Here is a 14,721-nt window from a genome sequence, read left to right as displayed (position 1 = left end):
CACGCTCCGTATCCGTCGTCGTCCCCTGGGTCACGCTCCGCCTCCCTGCATCGCATCCACGACCGCGTTGGTCATCTCGCGGGTCCCGAGCGTGCCACCGAGATCGCGCGTGCGCGCGCCCTTTGCGATCGCGGCGTCCACACCGCGCTCGATCGCGGCCGCTTCGTCGGTCCAGCCGAGCGAGTGACGCGCCAGCATCGCGGCGCTCAGGATCGCGCCGACCGGGTTCGCGAGGCCCTTGCCCGCGATGTCCGGCGCCGAGCCGTGGATCGGCTCGTAGAGCCCGCGCGGGCCCTCGCCGAGCGACGCGCTCGGGAGCAGGCCCAGCGATCCCGCGAGCGCGGCGGCTTCGTCGGTGAGGATGTCACCGAACATGTTCTCGGTGACGATCACGTCGAAGTCCTTGGCGTGCGTCAGCAGCTTCATCGCGCAGGAGTCCACCAGCTGGTGCTCCAGCGCAATGCCCGCGTGGCGCGATGCGACCTTCACCGCGACCTCGCGCCACAGGCGCGAGCTCTCGAGCACGTTCGCCTTGTCGACGCTCGTGACCTTCTTCTTGCGCGGCGCCGCGAGGCGGAACGCGAGATCGACGACGCGCTCGATCTCCTTCTGGTCGTACACGAGCGTGTCGAATGCACGCTCGACGCCGTTCTCCACCGCGCGTCCCTTCGGCGTGCCGAAGTAGAGACCACCGGTCAGCTCGCGCACGAACACCATGTCCGCGCCCTCGATGCGATCGCGGCGCAGCGGCGACGCGTCCGCGAGCGCGGCGTGCAGGCGCACCGGGCGCAGGTTCGCGAACACGCCCATCGCCTTGCGCAGCCCGAGCAGGCCCGCCTCGGGGCGCGTCTTCGCGCGCGGATCGTCCCACTTCGGCCCGCCGACCGCGCCGAGCAGCACGGCATCCGCCGCGACGCACGCCTCGCGCGTGCGCTCGGGCATCGCCTCGCCGGTCGCGTCGATCGCGATGCCGCCGAGCAGCTCGTCGCGCGTCTCGAACGACTTGCCGCCGCGCTTCGCCGCCACGCCGAGCACGTGGAGCGCGGCCTCCGTCACCTCGGGGCCGATGCCGTCTCCGCCCAACACCACGATCCGAGCGCTCGTCATCCGACCTTCTCCTGCGGGGGCACGCTCGCACGCGCGTGGCGCGCGAGGCCGTGCTCGATTCCGTCCACCAGCGCCTCGAGGCTCGCCTCGACGACGCTCGACGACGCGCCGACCGTGCTCCACGTGTCGTCGCCGTCGCTCGTGTCGACGAGCACGCGCGTGACCGCATCGGTCGCGAGGCGCCCGTCGAGGATGCGCACCTTGAAGTCCACCAGACGCAGCGCCGTGACGCGCGGCAGCGAGGGCTCGAGCGCCGCGCGCAGCGCACGATCGAGCGCCGCCACCGGGCCCTGGTGCTCGCCCGCGGTGTGCACGACCTGATCGCCGATCGCGACCTTCACCGTCGCCTCGGCGGTCGGCTGCCCTTCGCGATCACGGCCCACGATCACGCGGTAGTCGAGCACGCGGAAGGGCGCGACGTAACCCGGACGGGCGCGCTCGATGCGCATCGCGACGCTCGCTTCCGCGGCGTCGAACGAGTAGCCGCGCGCCTCGTCGGCCTTGATCGCACGCACGACGCTACGCGCCTCTTCCTCCTCGAGCGATAGACCAATCTGCTCGGCGTGCGCGTGCACGTTGCCCTGCCCCGCGAGCTCGCTGACCACCACGCGCGACTTGTTGCCGACGCGCTCGGGATCGACGTGCTCGTAGCTGCGCTTGCTGCGCCGCACCGCCGCGACGTGGACGCCGCCCTTGTGCGCGAAGGCGCTGCGCCCGACGTAGGGCTTGTGGGGATCGGGCGTGAGGTTCGCGAGCTCCGCGAGCTCGCGCGCGGTCTCGGTGAGCTCCGCGAGCCTTCCTTCGGGAAGACAGCGCGCGCCGAGCTTCAGCTCGAGGTCCGGGATGATGGTGCAGAGATCCGCGTTGCCGCAGCGCTCGCCCCACCCGTTGAACGTGCCCTGCACGTGGCGCGCGCCCGCACGCACCGCAGCGAGCGAGTTCGCGACCGCGAGACCACCGTCGTCGTGCGCGTGGATGCCGACCGGGCACGAGAACGCGCGGACCATGCGGCCCACGATCGTCTCCACGTCCCACGGAAGGCTCCCGCCGTTCGTGTCGCAGAGCACGAGCTCGCTCGCGCCGCCGTTGCGCGCCGCGGTGAGCGACTCGAGCGCGTACGACTCGTCCTCGCGCCAGCCGTCGAAGAAGTGCTCCGCGTCGTAGACGACGGTGCGCCCTTCCTTCACGAGCAGCGCGACGGTCTGCTCGATCATCTTGAGGTTCTCGTCGAGCGTGACGCGCAGCACCTCGGTCACGTGCAGGCGCGAGCTCTTGCCGAAGATCGTGACGACCTCGGTGCCCGCCTCGAGCAGCGCCTCGACCTGGGGGTCGTGCTCGGGACGCACGTGCGCGCGCCGCGTCGCGCCGAACGCCGCCCACTTCGCATGCGTCAGCTTGTGATCGCGCGCCCGCGCGAAGAGCTCGGCGTCCTTCGGGTTCGAGCCGGGCCAGCCCGCTTCGATCCAGCTCACGCCGAGCCGATCGAGGCGATCGGCGATGCGCAGCTTGTCCTCGCAGGTGAGGCTCAGCCCCTCGCGCTGCGTGCCGTCGCGCAGCGTGGTGTCGTAGATGCGGACGCGAAGCGCGTCCACGACGTCGGCGCCCCCTTCGTTGCTCACGACGTCGCCTCCACACCGCCCGCGAGGCTCTCGAGGTCGTGGCGACGCTCGAACGCGCGGATCCGATCGGCGTACGCGACGAGGTACCCGAGCTCGTCGATGCCCTGCACCAGGCAGTGCTTCGCGAACTCGTCGATCGGGAACGTCGCGGTGCAGCCGTTCCACTTCACGCGCTCGTTCTCGAGATCGATCTCGATCTCGATCTTCGGGTTCGCCTGCACCGCCGCGATGAGCGCCGCGTGCGGCTCGGGCGCGAGCGCGACCGGGAGCACGCCGTTGCGCGTCGCGTTGCCTCGGAAGATGTCGGCGAAGCCGAGCGCGATCACCGCGCGGAAGCCGCCCGCCTCGAGCGCCCACGGCGCGTGCTCGCGCGAGCTGCCGCACCCGAAGTTGCGCCCCGCGATCAGGATCTGCGCGCCGGCGTGCTCGGGCTTGTGGAGCACGAAGCCCGGGTTCTTGCGCCACTCCGCGAAGAGACCCTCGGCGAGGCCCGCCTTGTCGATCGTCTTGAGGAAGCGCGCAGGGATGATCTGATCGGTGTCGACGTCGTCCGCGAGCAGCGGGAGCGCGTGCGACTTCAGCTTCTCGAAGGGCTTCATGCGGCCACCTCCGGAACGAACGGGAGCTTGCGGGGATCGACGACGACACCGGCGATCGCGCAGGCCGCGGCGGTGCGCGGCGACGCGAGGAACGTGCGGCTGCCCGGGCCCTGACGGCCCTCGAAGTTGCGGTTCGACGTCGACACCGCGTACTGGCCGGGCGTCAGTCGATCCTCGTTCATCGCGATGCACATCGAGCAGCCGGGCTCGCGCCACTCCGCGCCCGCGGCCTTGAAGATCTCGTGCAGCCCCTCGGCCTCGGCCGCCTTCTTCACGTCGTGCGAGCCCGGCACGACCATCGCGCGCACGCCTTCCTTCACCTTGCGGCCCGCGAGCACCGCCGCGGCCTCGCGCAGATCGCTGAGGCGCGAGTTGGTGCACGAGCCGATGAAGACCACGTCGATCTTCTTGCCGAGCAGCGGCTTGCCGGGCTCGAGGCCCGTGTACTCGATCGCGCGCTGGCGTGCGGCGCGCTCGGCGCTGTCGGGCGCGTCCTCGGGGCGCGGCACCGGCGCGTCGATCGGGATCGCCATCGCGGGGTTGGTGCCCCACGTGATCATCGGCGCGAGGCGCGAGACGTCGATCGTGATCGTCTTCGCGAAGCGCGCGCCCTCGTCGGTCGGCAGCGCGCGCCAGCGCGCGAGCGCACGATCCCAGCCCTCGCCCTTCGGCACGCCGGGACGACCGTGCAGGTACTGGTACGTCGTGTCGTCCGGCGCGACGAGACCGGCGCGCGCGCCCGCCTCGATCGACATGTTGCAGAGCGTCATGCGCCCTTCCATCGAGAGCTGGCGCACCGCTTCACCGCGGTACTCGAAGACGCATCCGGTGCCGCCGTCGACGCCGATCTGCGCGATCAGCGCGAGCACGAGATCCTTCGCGGTCACACCCTCGGGCGCGCGCCCGCCGAAGAGCACCTCGACCGGCTCGGGGCGACGCTGCAGGAGGCACTGCGTCGCGAGCACGTGCGCGACCTCGCTCGTGCCGATGCCGAACGCGAGCGCGCCGAATGCACCGTGCGTCGACGTGTGGCTGTCGCCGCACACGATCGTCATGCCCGGCTGGGTGCGGCCCATCTCCGGACCGACCACGTGCACGATGCCGTTGCGCGGCGTGCCGAGCGAGTAGAGCTCGATGTTGTTGTCCGCGCAGTTGCGCATCAGCTGCTCGAGCTGACGGCGCCCCTCGGAGTCGACGACCGCGAGACCACCGGGACGCGTCGGTGTCGAGTGATCCATCGTCGCGAGCGTCCGATCGGGGCGGCGCACCTTCATGTTGCGCTCGCGCAGCGTCGAGAACGCCTGGGGCGAGGTCACCTCGTGGACGAGGTGCAGATCGATGTAGAGCACCGCGGGTCGCTTCGGGTGCTCCGCGACCACGTGCGACTCCCAGATCTTGTCGAACATCGTCCGAGGACGATCCGCCGCCGCGCTCATCACGCACTCTCCTTCAGACGAGCCGCCTGCTCGCTGGCCTTCGCCACCACCCGCTCCTTGAGAACCCGATCGAGCGCCGCGAGGTACGCCTTCGCGCTCGCGACGAGCACGTCGGTGTCCGCGCCGTATCCGGCGTGCAGACCGCCCGACGCATCACGCACCCGCACGCTCACCTCGCCGAGCGCGTCGATGCCCTCGGTCACCGCGTGCACCGTGTACTCGAGCAGCTCGACCGGCAGATCCACCACCGCGTCGATCGCGCGGAAGCACGCGTGCACCGGGCCGGTGCCCACCGCCGCCTGCGTCACGTCGCGACCGTCCTCGCCGCGCAGACGAACCGTCGCGGTCGGCATGCCCTGGGTGCCCGCCGAGATCTGCAGCGCCTCGAGGCGCCACCCGCCGAGCTCCTCGCGACGCTCCGACGAGACCAGCGCGAGCAGGTCCGCGTCGGTCACGTGCTTCTTGCGATCCGCGAGCGCCTTCATCGCGCTGAACGCCGCGTCGAGACCCGCCTGGTCGAGCGCGACGCCGAGCTCGGCGAGGCGCTTCTCCAGCGCGTGACGCCCCGAGTGCTTGCCGAGCACCAGGCGCGTGCCGCTCGCGCCGACGTCCTCGGCCTTCAGGATCTCGTACGTCTTCTCGTGCTTGAGCAGGCCGTCCTGGTGGATGCCCGACTCGTGCGCGAACGCGTTCGCGCCGACGATCGCCTTGTTCGGCGGCACCAGCATGCCGGTGTGCGCCGAGACCAGGCGGCTCGTGCGCGTGATCTGCGTCGGGTCGATCCCGGTGCGCAGATTCATGCGATCACGACGCACCGAGAGCGCCATCACGACCTCTTCGAGCGCCGCATTGCCCGCGCGCTCGCCGATGCCGTTGATCGTCAGCTCGGCCTGACGCGCGCCCGCCTCGAGCCCGGCGAGCGTGTTCGCCACGCCGAGCCCGAGATCGTCGTGGCAGTGCACGCTCAGGATCACGCGGTCCACGCCGACCGCGTTCTTCTTCACGCCCGCGATCATCGCGTGCAGCTCGAACGGCGTCAGATAGCCGACCGTGTCCGGCAGGTTGATCGTCGTCGCGCCCGCGGCGATCGCGACCGACGCGACCTCCCACAGGTACTCGGGCTCGGTGCGTCCCGCGTCCTCCGCGCTGAACTCGACGTCCTCGCAGAGCTCGCGCGCGCGCGCGACCATCTCGCGCACGCGCTCGATCACCTGCTCCTTGGTCATCCGGAGCTTGTGCTCGCGGTGGATCGGGCTGGTGGAGAGGAAGGTGTGGATGCGCGGGCGCATCGCGACCTTCACGGCTTCGTACGCACGCTCGATGTCGTTCTTCGTCGCGCGCGCGAGGCCGCACACGATCGGCGGCTCCGCCTGCGGGCGACCCGGCACCGGATCGCGACCGATCCGATCCGCGATCGCACGCACCGCGGCGAAGTCGTCGGGCGACGACGCGGGGAAGCCCGCCTCGATGACGTCCACGCCGAGGCGCGAGAGCGCACGCGCGATCTCGAGCTTCTCCTCGCTCGTCATCGACGCGCCCGGCGACTGCTCGCCGTCCCGCAGCGTCGTGTCGAAGATGCGAACGTAGTCGTTCCCCTCCACCGCCGACATCACTCGTTCTCCTCGACCGTGACGGGCTGGACGAAGGGCATCATCTTGCGCAGCCCCGCGCCGACCTCTTCGATCTGGTGGTTCCGCTCGGAGCGCTTGATCGACTTGTACTGAGCGCGGCCCGACTCGTTCTCCGCGATCCAACGGCGCGCGAAGGTGCCGTCCTGGATCTCGCCCAGCAGCTTCTTCATCTCGCCGCGCACGCGCTCGTCGACGATGCGCGGGCCCGCCTGGTAGTCGCCCCACTCCGCCGTGTCGCTGATCGAGTGGCGCATGTAGCGCAGGCCACCGCGGTACATGAGGTCGACGATGAGCTTGAGCTCGTGGAGGCACTCGAAGTACGCGAGCTCGGGCTGGTAGCCCGCGTCGACCAGCGTCTCGAAGCCCGCCTTCACCAGCGCGCTCACGCCGCCGCAGAGCACGGCCTGCTCGCCGAAGAGATCGGTCTCGGTCTCCTCGGTGAACGTCGTCGTCAGCACGCCCGCGCGGCCGCCGCCGATCGCCGACGCGTAGCTCATCGCCAGCGCGTCCGCCTGACCGCTCGCGTCCTGGTGCACCGCGAGCAGCGCGGGCACGCCGCCGCCCTCGGCGAACGTCTCGCGCACGCGGTGACCGGGGCCCTTCGGCGCGACCATCGACACGTCGATGTCCGGCGGCGGCGTCACGGTGCCGTAGCGGATGTTGAAGCCGTGCGCGAACATCAGGGTCTTGCCCTTGCGCATCGCGGGCGCGACCGAGTCGCGCCAGATCGCCGGCTGCGACGTGTCGGGCGCCAGCATCATCACGACGTCGGCCCACTCCGCCGCCTGCGAGGGCGACTTCACCTCGAAGCCGTCGGCCTTCGCCTTCTTCGCGCTGCCGCTGCCGTCCCGTAGCGCGATCACCACCTGGACCCCGCTGTCGCGGAGGTTCTGCGCGTGGGCGTGGCCCTGCGAGCCATAGCCCACGATCGCCACCTTCTTGCTGCGGATGAGGCTCAGGTCGGCGTCACGGTCGTAGCGGATCTGCATTGTGGTCTCTCCTCGATTCCTGTCTTCGGGCGCTGAATCTTCGGTTCGAAATCGGCTCGCCGCTCCGGTCCCTTCCGTCCGCGCGCTCCGCGCGCTGCCGTCCGGGCCCTCCGGGACGAGCACTCCTGTGGGCTTCGGGCTCAGGCGGCTTCGTCGGTGAGATCGACGTCGTCGTCGTCTCCCGAATCGATCTCGACCGCGTCGCTCTGTGCGCTCGCACTCTGCGCAGAGGCACCGCGCGTCATCGCGATCGATCCGGCCTGCACCATCTCGAGCACGCCGAACGGCTCGAGCAGCGTCACGAGCCCGCGGATCTTGTCCTCGGTGCCCGTGCACTCGATCATCATCGAGTCCAGCGCGACGTCGACGACGCGCGCGCGGAACACGCTGCAGACCTGCAGGATCGCGGCGCGATCCGCGGGCGTCGCGCGCACGCGCACCAGCGCGATGTCGCGCGAGACGTTCGGGCGGTGCGTGATGTCGTCGACGCGGACGACGTCGACGACCTTGTAGAGGTTCGCCTCGACCAGGCGTCCCATGCGGTCGTCACCGCGCACCACGATCGTCATGCGCGAGATGCCCGGCTCGTGGCTCTTCCCGACGCTGAGCGACTCGATGTTGAAGTTGCGGCGGCGGAAGAGCGACGCGACGCGATTCAGCACGCCCGGCACGTCTTCGACCAACACCACGAACGTCCGCAGGGACACACGATCGCTCACTTCGCGCCTCCGTTGTTCTTGCTGGGACGGCGGATCATGTCGTGCAGATCCGCGCCGGCCGGGACCATCGGATAGACCGCGTCCTCGGCCTCCACGCGGAACTCGACGACGAACGTCTTGTCGGTCGCGCGCGCCGCGGCGACGGCCGCCGGGATCTCTTCGCGCTTCGTCACGCGCATGCCGGGAAGGCCGTGCGCATCGGCGAGCTTCACGAAGTCGGGGCTCACGATCGGCGTCGCGACGTAGCGCCCGCCGTAGAAGAGCTCCTGCCACTGTCGGACCATGCCGAGGTAGCCGTTGTTGATGATCGCGACGTTGACCTTGATGCCGTCCTGCACGCAGGTGCTGAGCTCGGCCGCGGTCATCTGGAAGCCGCCGTCGCCGGCGATGATCCAGACTTCCTTCTCCTTCGCCGCGAACGCCGCGCCGATGCCGGCGGGCAGCGCGAAGCCCATCGTGCCGAGGCCGCCCGAGGTCACGAGCCCGCGCGGGTGATCGTGCTTGTAGTACTGCGCCTCCCACATCTGATGCTGGCCGACGTCGGTCACGACCACGGCCTTGCCCTCGGTGAGGCGATAGAGGTCGTGCATCACGTGCGCGGCGAAGAGACGCCCGTCGTGCGGCGTGTTCACGATGTCGATCGGCGCGACCTCGGCGCGCTTCGCGCCGAGCGCCGCGTTCCACGCCGCGTGCTTCTTGTCCGCGACGCGCGGCAGCAGGCGCTCGAGCACCTCCTTCAGGTCGCCGATCAGCGCGACGTCGACGCGCACGTTCTTGTCGACCTCGGCGGGGTCGATCTCGACGTGGATCTTCTTCGCGTTCTTCGCGTACGTGGCGAGGTTGCCGGTCACGCGATCGTCGAAGCGCATGCCCAGCGCGATCAGGAGGTCCGCCTCCTGGATCGCCTGGTTCACCCACGCCTCGCCGTGCATGCCCATCATCCCGAGCGCGTGCGGGTGCGTCGCGGGGAAGCCGCCGAGGCCGAGCAGCGTGAGGCCCACGGGGATGTCGCACTTCTCGACGAGCTGCGTGACGAGCTCGGTCGACCCCGAGCGCACGATGCCGTGGCCCGCGAGGATCACCGGGCGCTGCGCGCTCGCGATCAGCGCCGCGGCGCGATCGAGATCGTGCTCCGAGATCGGCTTGCTCGGCGCGAGCCCGCGCTTCGCGCGCGAGGGGCGCTTGCTGCTCGTCGCGGGCTTCGGCGCGACCGGCGCGCAGACGTTCTGCAGCGCGTCCTTCGTGATGTCGACGACGACCGGACCCGGACGACCCGAGCGCGCGAGCTCGAACGCCTCGCGGAGGATCGGATAGACCTCCTCCGCGCGCGTGACGAGGTAGTTGTGCTTCGTGATCGGGATCGTCACGCCCGTGATGTCGGTCTCCTGGAACGCGTCGGTCCCGATGAACTTCGAGGGGACCTGACCCGTGATGAAGACGACGGGGATCGAGTCGAGCATCGCGGTGGCGATGCCGGTGACGAGGTTGGTCGCGCCCGGGCCCGACGTCGCGATCGCGACGCCGACTTTGCCGCTGACGCGCGCGTAGCCATCGGCCATGTGCGCCGCGCCCTGCTCGTGACGGCAGAGGATGTGGCGCACCGGGTAGCGCGGCATCACGTCGTACGCCGGCATGATGCAGCCGCCGGGATAGCCGAAGACGACCTCGACGCCTTCCGCGACGAGCGCCTCCCACATGGCCTCGGCGCCGCGCTTCACTTCGGTGCTCGGATCGGAACCGTCCATCGCCGTTCTCCCTCCGCCCTCAATCGCCCATCACCGCGCCGCGGCTCGCGCTCTGCACGAGCTTCGCGTAGCGACGCAGCCAGCGACTGCTCACGTTCTTCTCGCGCGGCGCGAGCGCGCGCAGGCGCGCCGCGATCTCCGCCGCATCCACCTTCAGCTCGATCGTCCGCGCCTCGACGTCGATCGCGATGCGATCGCCGTCGCGCACCGCCGCGATCGGGCCACCCGCTGCGGCCTCGGGCGCGACGTGACCGATGCACGCGCCGCGCGTCGCGCCGCTGAAGCGACCATCGGTGATCAGCGCGACCGAGCCACCGAGGCCACGACCGCTGATCGCGCTCGTCGGCTCGAGCTGCTCGCGCATGCCGGGCCCACCCGCGGGGCCCTCGTAGCGGATCACGACGACGTCGCCCGCGACGATCTCGCCCGCGTGGATCGCGGCGATCGCCTCGTCGTGCCCGTCGAACACGCGCGCCGGGCCCTCGTGCTTGCGCATCGAGGGCTCGATGCCGCCGGTCTTCACGACGCTGCCCTCGGGCGCGAGGTTGCCGTAGAGCACCGCGAGCCCGCCCTGCTTCGTGTAGGGGTTCTCGAGCGGACGAATGACCTCGGTGTCGAGGATCTTCGCGCTCTCGATCGTCGCGCCGAAGCTCGACGCGCCGACCACCGGACGATCGAGGTGCAGCACGCCGAGGCGACGCAGCTCCGAGAGGATCGCGGGCACTCCGCCGGCGCGGTGCACGTCCTCCATGTGGAAGCGGCCCGACGGCGCGACCTTGCAGAGATAGGGCACGCGCTTCGAGATCGCGTCGATGCGCGCGAGGTCGAAGTCGACGTCCGCTTCGCGCGCGATCGCGAGGCCGTGCAGCACCGTGTTCGTGCTGCCGCCCATCGCGACGTCGAGCGCGAACGCATCGTCGAACGCCTCGAGCGTCAGCACCTTGCGCGCCGTGAGCCCGCGCTCGATCGCGTCCTTCAGCGCGAACGCGGCGCGCTTCGCGATCTCGTTGCGCTCGTCGGTGCCCGCGAGCGCCGAGCCGTTGAACGGCAGCGCGAGACCGAGCGCCTCGCTCATGCAGTTCATCGAGTTCGCGGTGAACATGCCGCTGCACGAGCCGCACGAGGGGCACGCGCTCTCCTCGAGCATCTGCAGCCGCTGCAGCGAGGTCTTGCCCGCCTTCAGCTGCGCGACGCCCTCGAACACCGTCGCGAGGTTGATCGCCTCGCCCTCGGGCGTGCGTCCCGCGCGCATCGCGCCACCGCTGACGAACACGGTCGGCACGTCGAGACGCGCCGCCGCCATCAGCATCCCCGGCGTGATCTTGTCGCAGTTGGGGATGCAGATCATGCCGTCGAGCTGGTGCGCCTCGATCATCGTCTCGACGCAGTCGGCGATCAGCTCGCGGCTCGGCAGCGAGTAGCGCATGCCCGAGTGGCCCATCGCGATGCCGTCGTCGACACCGATGGTGTTGAACTCGAAGGGCACCATGCCGGCGGCGCGGATCGCCTCCTTCACCACGCGACCGAACTGCTGCAGGTGCACGTGGCCGGGCACGATGTCGACGTACGAGTTGACGACGGCGACGAAGGGCTTGCCCCAGTCCTCTTCCTTCACGCCGGTCGCGCGCAGCAGCGCGCGGTGAGGCGCGCGCTCGGTGCCGCGCTTGATCGCGTCCGAGCGGTGCTTCGTCTTCGTCGTGTCGTCGTCGTGGCTCATGGTCGTGCTCGCGTTGGTTCGGGACGCGCTCGTTCCGCGAAGTGGGCGCGCAGAAGCGCAACGGCCCCCGCTGCCTCGTGGCTGCGGGGGCCGTCTTCCCTCGATTTGCCTATCGCTAGGCCGGCCTCCCGCAGTCGTCGCCGATGAGAACGAGGACGACGAGGACGAGAATGAGGAGGACGAGCCCGCCGAGGAGCCCGATGCCGCCGATCCCGCCCGCGAAGAAGCCGCCGATGCCCGCAAAGAAGAACGGCGTGGGAGCCAGAGCGCCCACGCCGTTCATCACCATCACCGCTGCCACCGCCGCCGCCGAAGCCGTGCCCATCGTCTCGGGCATCCAGCTCGGCACGCGCTTGCCGTTCTTCGTGAACGCAGCGCGCGCGTGATCGTTCTTCATGGCCTCTTCACGCACCGCACACACGTCGGTCCGGCTCAGCCGGCGCGCGCGCATCGAGTGCGAGTGAGTGCCCATGACGCGACGCGTTCTCCCTCGGTTTCTGGAGGGTGTCAAGCTCCGTGTTCTTCCTCACGGTCAATTCGGTCGGATACCGTGCGCCGATGTCGGCACCCTCAGAAGTCCCGCGAACAGGGGCCTCCGAGGCAGAGCGCGTCAGTCCCGCTAACACGTTCGTCAGCGAATTCGTGGTCGAGCGTGGCAATCGACCTCGAGATTCGGAGTCCCGCCGACCTGCTCCATCGGGTGGGGCTCACTTGATGGCCCCGGATGCGCGGCCCAGCCTCTCCGCGGTGGAGATCCGAGTGATCGAGCGCGTCGCGGAGGTCGAGGCCACCGCGTGGAACGCGCTCGTCGGAGACGACGATCCTTTCGTCGAGCACGCGTTCCTCGATGCGCTCGAGGTGAGCGGCAGCGTCGGCGAAGGCACGGGTTGGCTGCCGATGCACGTCACGGCGTGGGAGGGCGAGCGCCTCGTCGGCGCGTTGCCTCTCTACGCGAAGGACGACAGCTGGGGCGAGTTCATCTTCGACTTCCAGTGGGCGCGCGCCGCGCAGCAGTCGCGCATCGCGTACTACCCGAAGCTCACGTCGATGGTGCCGTTCACCCCGGCGACCGGACGGCGCTTGTTGATCGCGGAGGGCGTCGATCGCGCCGCGGTGATCCGCGCGCTCTTCGACGCGGCGCGCGGCGCAGCGGAGGAGCTCCGCGCGTCGTCGCTGCACGTGCTCTTCGTGAACGACGACGAGCGACGCGAGCTCGTCGAGATCGCGCAGCTGCGCCCGCGCTTGTCGATCCAATTCCACTGGCACAACGAGGGCTGGTCGAGCTTCGACGAGTACCTCGACGCGTTCCGCGCGCCCGCGCGCAAACAGGTGCGGCGAGAGCGACGCGAGGTCGCGGAGAGCGGCATCGACGTGCGCGTGAAGCTCGGCCCCGAGCTCGACGACGACGAGTGGCGCGCGCTCGGCACGTTCTATCGGATGAACTGCGCGCGGCACGGCTCGTATCCGTACCTCACGCCGAAGTTCTTCGAGCGCGTCCGCGAGACGAACGCGGAGCGCCTCGTCGCGGTGCTCGCGTATCGAGGAGGCGCGCCGATCGCGGGCTCGATCAACTTCGAGAAGGGCGCGCACCTCTACGGCCGCTACTGGGGCTGCGTGGAGGACACCGAGTTCCTCCACTTCGAGGTCTGCTACTACCGCCTCATCGAGCGCGCGATCGAGAAGAAGATGCGCCGCTTCGAGGCGGGCGCGCAGGGCACGCACAAGCTGAAGCGCGGCCTGATGCCCTCGCCGATCCACAGCGCGCACTGGCTCCGGCACCCGCGGCTCGCCGCGGCGATCGACGACTACCTGCCGCGCGAGGCGTTCGCGGTGCAACAGGAGATCGAAGAGCTCGCGGCGAGCGGCCCGTTCAAGCGCGGCTGATCACTCCGCGGGCATCGAGAGGACGCCGGGCCCCGCGAGCCCTTCGCGCGCGGAGCGCTGCATCTCGCCGAGGGTGTCGACGAGCTGCTCGATCTCGAGGTTCGCGAGCTGCGGCGCGCGCTCGAGCCACTGGGTCGCGAGCGCGTCGAGGTCGTCGATGCGCGCGAGCGCGGTGAGGAACGGCGGGTTGATGCGCAGCACGAGCGCTCCGTCGGTGCGGACCGGCGCGGGCTGATAGGGCGCGTCGAGCAGCTCACCGAGCTCGATCAGGTCGAGCTCGTCGATGCCGTCGAGATAGGCGGGCTCGGCCTCGCCGACGCCCTCGAGCAAGACGTCCACGAGCTCGTCGCTCGCCGCGTACCAGGTCGTGAACATCGGCTCATTCGCCCGGCAGGAACTCGACCTCGACCTCGAGCCGCGCGCCCGCTTCGGGGGTCCGCGGCGCGCTCTCGAGCGCGCGCTCGAGGCACACCGGCGCGCGCTCGTCGCGCACCGTGCTGCGGCCCGGCGTCATCTCGGGCGCGTGGCGCGCGCGCATCTGCATCGTCAGCGCGACGGTGCCGGTCGGGTCCATCCCGCGGCGCGACGCGCGGCGACGGCAGTCGAGCATGCCCGCGATCTGCGAGCGCACGACGCGGAGGCCCTCGGCGACCTGCGCGTCCTCGCGACCGCGAACCAGGAAGCGGATGCCCGGCGCGTCACCGCGCGCCACCGCGCGCTCGCCCTCGCGGGTGACCGCGACCTCGTCGGCCTCGTCGGCGCGGCGCGCGGTCTCGGCGGCGCCTGCGGCCGCGGTGTTCTGGAACTCGAGCACCACGATCGCCGCGGCGGGGCGCTCGATGCCGTCCATCGACTGTCGCGTCAGCACCCCGCGCACGCAGTCGACGAGCGCGCGGTCGCGCGCGCCGTCCTGCTCGACGTTCACGTCGGGCCGGCCGCGCTCGGGGAGCGACACGCGCAGGCGCACGGTGCCGGTGACGGTCGGACGCTCCTCGACCACGCGCCCGTAGCACTCGCGGATGGCGCCCATGCCGGCGCCCGCGGCGCGCCCGAGGGCGGCCAGGCGCGCGGCCCCGGTGCCGGGGACGCTCTCGAGGGACATGCGCACGTCGGAGCGGGTCGTGATGTGCGCGTGGCCCTGGCCCATCTCCTGGGCGTCGGCGCTCGAGGACGCGAGGCCGGTCGCGAGCGCACACGCGATCATGAAGACGACGAAGCGGTTCATGGCCCGCATGATGACCCGCGGCGCGTGTGGGCGGATATCGGGATCGCCCC

General features: G+C 70.7%; 13 protein-coding genes. 1 reads left to right on the top strand and 12 read right to left on the bottom strand.

Annotation, left to right across the window (positions count from 1 at the left end; genetic code table 11):
- Window positions 1-30 precede the first annotated feature (30 nt).
- From leuB to I5071_RS05945, 10 genes are all read right to left on the bottom strand, one after another.
- Window positions 31-1,107, bottom strand: a complete 1,077-nt coding sequence (gene leuB / locus I5071_RS05990) for a 3-isopropylmalate dehydrogenase (RefSeq protein WP_236604419.1) — start codon at window positions 1,105-1,107, stop codon at window positions 31-33.
- Window positions 1,104-2,726 (bottom strand): citramalate synthase, encoded by a 1,623-nt coding sequence (gene cimA / locus I5071_RS05985; RefSeq protein WP_236604418.1) that lies wholly within the window; start codon window positions 2,724-2,726, stop codon window positions 1,104-1,106. Before cimA ends, leuB begins: the two co-directional genes overlap by 4 nt.
- Complete coding sequence (leuD, locus tag I5071_RS05980) at window positions 2,723-3,325, bottom strand: 3-isopropylmalate dehydratase small subunit (protein WP_236604417.1); 603 nt, start codon at window positions 3,323-3,325, stop codon at window positions 2,723-2,725. The genes cimA and leuD overlap by 4 nt, the downstream gene beginning before the upstream one ends.
- On the bottom strand, window positions 3,322-4,761 hold the full coding sequence (gene leuC, locus I5071_RS05975) for a 3-isopropylmalate dehydratase large subunit (protein ID WP_236604416.1): 1,440 nt from the start codon (window positions 4,759-4,761) through the stop codon (window positions 3,322-3,324). The genes leuD and leuC overlap by 4 nt, the downstream gene beginning before the upstream one ends.
- Window positions 4,761-6,371, bottom strand: a complete 1,611-nt coding sequence (locus I5071_RS05970; RefSeq protein WP_236604415.1) for a 2-isopropylmalate synthase — start codon at window positions 6,369-6,371, stop codon at window positions 4,761-4,763. The genes leuC and I5071_RS05970 overlap by 1 nt, the downstream gene beginning before the upstream one ends.
- Window positions 6,371-7,381 (bottom strand): ketol-acid reductoisomerase, encoded by a 1,011-nt coding sequence (ilvC, locus tag I5071_RS05965; protein ID WP_236604414.1) that lies wholly within the window; start codon window positions 7,379-7,381, stop codon window positions 6,371-6,373. The genes I5071_RS05970 and ilvC overlap by 1 nt, the downstream gene beginning before the upstream one ends.
- A gap of 140 nt (window positions 7,382-7,521) precedes the next feature.
- Entirely contained in the window at window positions 7,522-8,100 is a 579-nt protein-coding gene (gene ilvN, locus I5071_RS05960; protein ID WP_236604413.1) for an acetolactate synthase small subunit, read from the bottom strand.
- Complete coding sequence (ilvB, locus tag I5071_RS05955; protein WP_236604412.1) at window positions 8,097-9,845, bottom strand: biosynthetic-type acetolactate synthase large subunit; 1,749 nt, start codon at window positions 9,843-9,845, stop codon at window positions 8,097-8,099. Before ilvB ends, ilvN begins: the two co-directional genes overlap by 4 nt.
- 19 nt (window positions 9,846-9,864) lie before the next feature.
- Window positions 9,865-11,562 (bottom strand): dihydroxy-acid dehydratase, encoded by a 1,698-nt coding sequence (ilvD, locus tag I5071_RS05950; RefSeq protein WP_236604411.1) that lies wholly within the window; start codon window positions 11,560-11,562, stop codon window positions 9,865-9,867.
- A gap of 115 nt (window positions 11,563-11,677) precedes the next feature.
- Window positions 11,678-12,013 (bottom strand): hypothetical protein, encoded by a 336-nt coding sequence (locus I5071_RS05945; RefSeq protein ID WP_236604410.1) that lies wholly within the window; start codon window positions 12,011-12,013, stop codon window positions 11,678-11,680.
- Window positions 12,014-12,309: 296 nt separating this feature from the next.
- Between I5071_RS05945 and I5071_RS05940 the strand changes: the two genes are divergently transcribed.
- On the top strand, window positions 12,310-13,446 hold the full coding sequence (locus tag I5071_RS05940; protein WP_236604409.1) for a GNAT family N-acetyltransferase: 1,137 nt from the start codon (window positions 12,310-12,312) through the stop codon (window positions 13,444-13,446).
- Here I5071_RS05940 and I5071_RS05935 read toward each other — a convergent pair whose 3' ends face one another.
- On the bottom strand, window positions 13,447-13,821 hold the full coding sequence (locus tag I5071_RS05935; protein WP_236604408.1) for a hypothetical protein: 375 nt from the start codon (window positions 13,819-13,821) through the stop codon (window positions 13,447-13,449). It abuts the gene before it with no gap.
- 4 nt (window positions 13,822-13,825) lie between these two features.
- Window positions 13,826-14,671 (bottom strand): hypothetical protein, encoded by an 846-nt coding sequence (locus tag I5071_RS05930; protein ID WP_236604407.1) that lies wholly within the window; start codon window positions 14,669-14,671, stop codon window positions 13,826-13,828.
- Window positions 14,672-14,721 lie beyond the last annotated feature (50 nt).

Origin of the sequence: Sandaracinus amylolyticus (assembly GCF_021631985.1) — a bacterium.
GTDB classification, from domain to species: Bacteria; Myxococcota_A; Polyangia; order Polyangiales; family Sandaracinaceae; genus Sandaracinus; species Sandaracinus amylolyticus_A.
The sequence above is the reverse complement of the archived record's forward strand: the minus strand, read 5'-3'. Positions and strand labels throughout refer to the sequence as shown.

Coding starts and splice junctions, on each gene's coding strand:
- leuB (WP_236604419.1), bottom strand. CDS start 1,107: ATGACGAGCGCTCGGATCGTGGTGTTGGGCGGAGACGGCATCGGCCCC.
- leuD (WP_236604417.1), bottom strand. CDS start 3,325: ATGAAGCCCTTCGAGAAGCTGAAGTCGCACGCGCTCCCGCTGCTCGCG.
- leuC (WP_236604416.1), bottom strand. CDS start 4,761: ATGAGCGCGGCGGCGGATCGTCCTCGGACGATGTTCGACAAGATCTGG.
- I5071_RS05970 (WP_236604415.1), bottom strand. CDS start 6,371: ATGTCGGCGGTGGAGGGGAACGACTACGTTCGCATCTTCGACACGACG.
- ilvC (WP_236604414.1), bottom strand. CDS start 7,381: ATGCAGATCCGCTACGACCGTGACGCCGACCTGAGCCTCATCCGCAGC.
- ilvB (WP_236604412.1), bottom strand. CDS start 9,845: ATGGACGGTTCCGATCCGAGCACCGAAGTGAAGCGCGGCGCCGAGGCC.
- ilvD (WP_236604411.1), bottom strand. CDS start 11,562: ATGAGCCACGACGACGACACGACGAAGACGAAGCACCGCTCGGACGCG.
- I5071_RS05945 (WP_236604410.1), bottom strand. CDS start 12,013: ATGCGCGCGCGCCGGCTGAGCCGGACCGACGTGTGTGCGGTGCGTGAA.
- I5071_RS05935 (WP_236604408.1), bottom strand. CDS start 13,821: ATGTTCACGACCTGGTACGCGGCGAGCGACGAGCTCGTGGACGTCTTG.
- I5071_RS05930 (WP_236604407.1), bottom strand. CDS start 14,671: ATGAACCGCTTCGTCGTCTTCATGATCGCGTGTGCGCTCGCGACCGGC.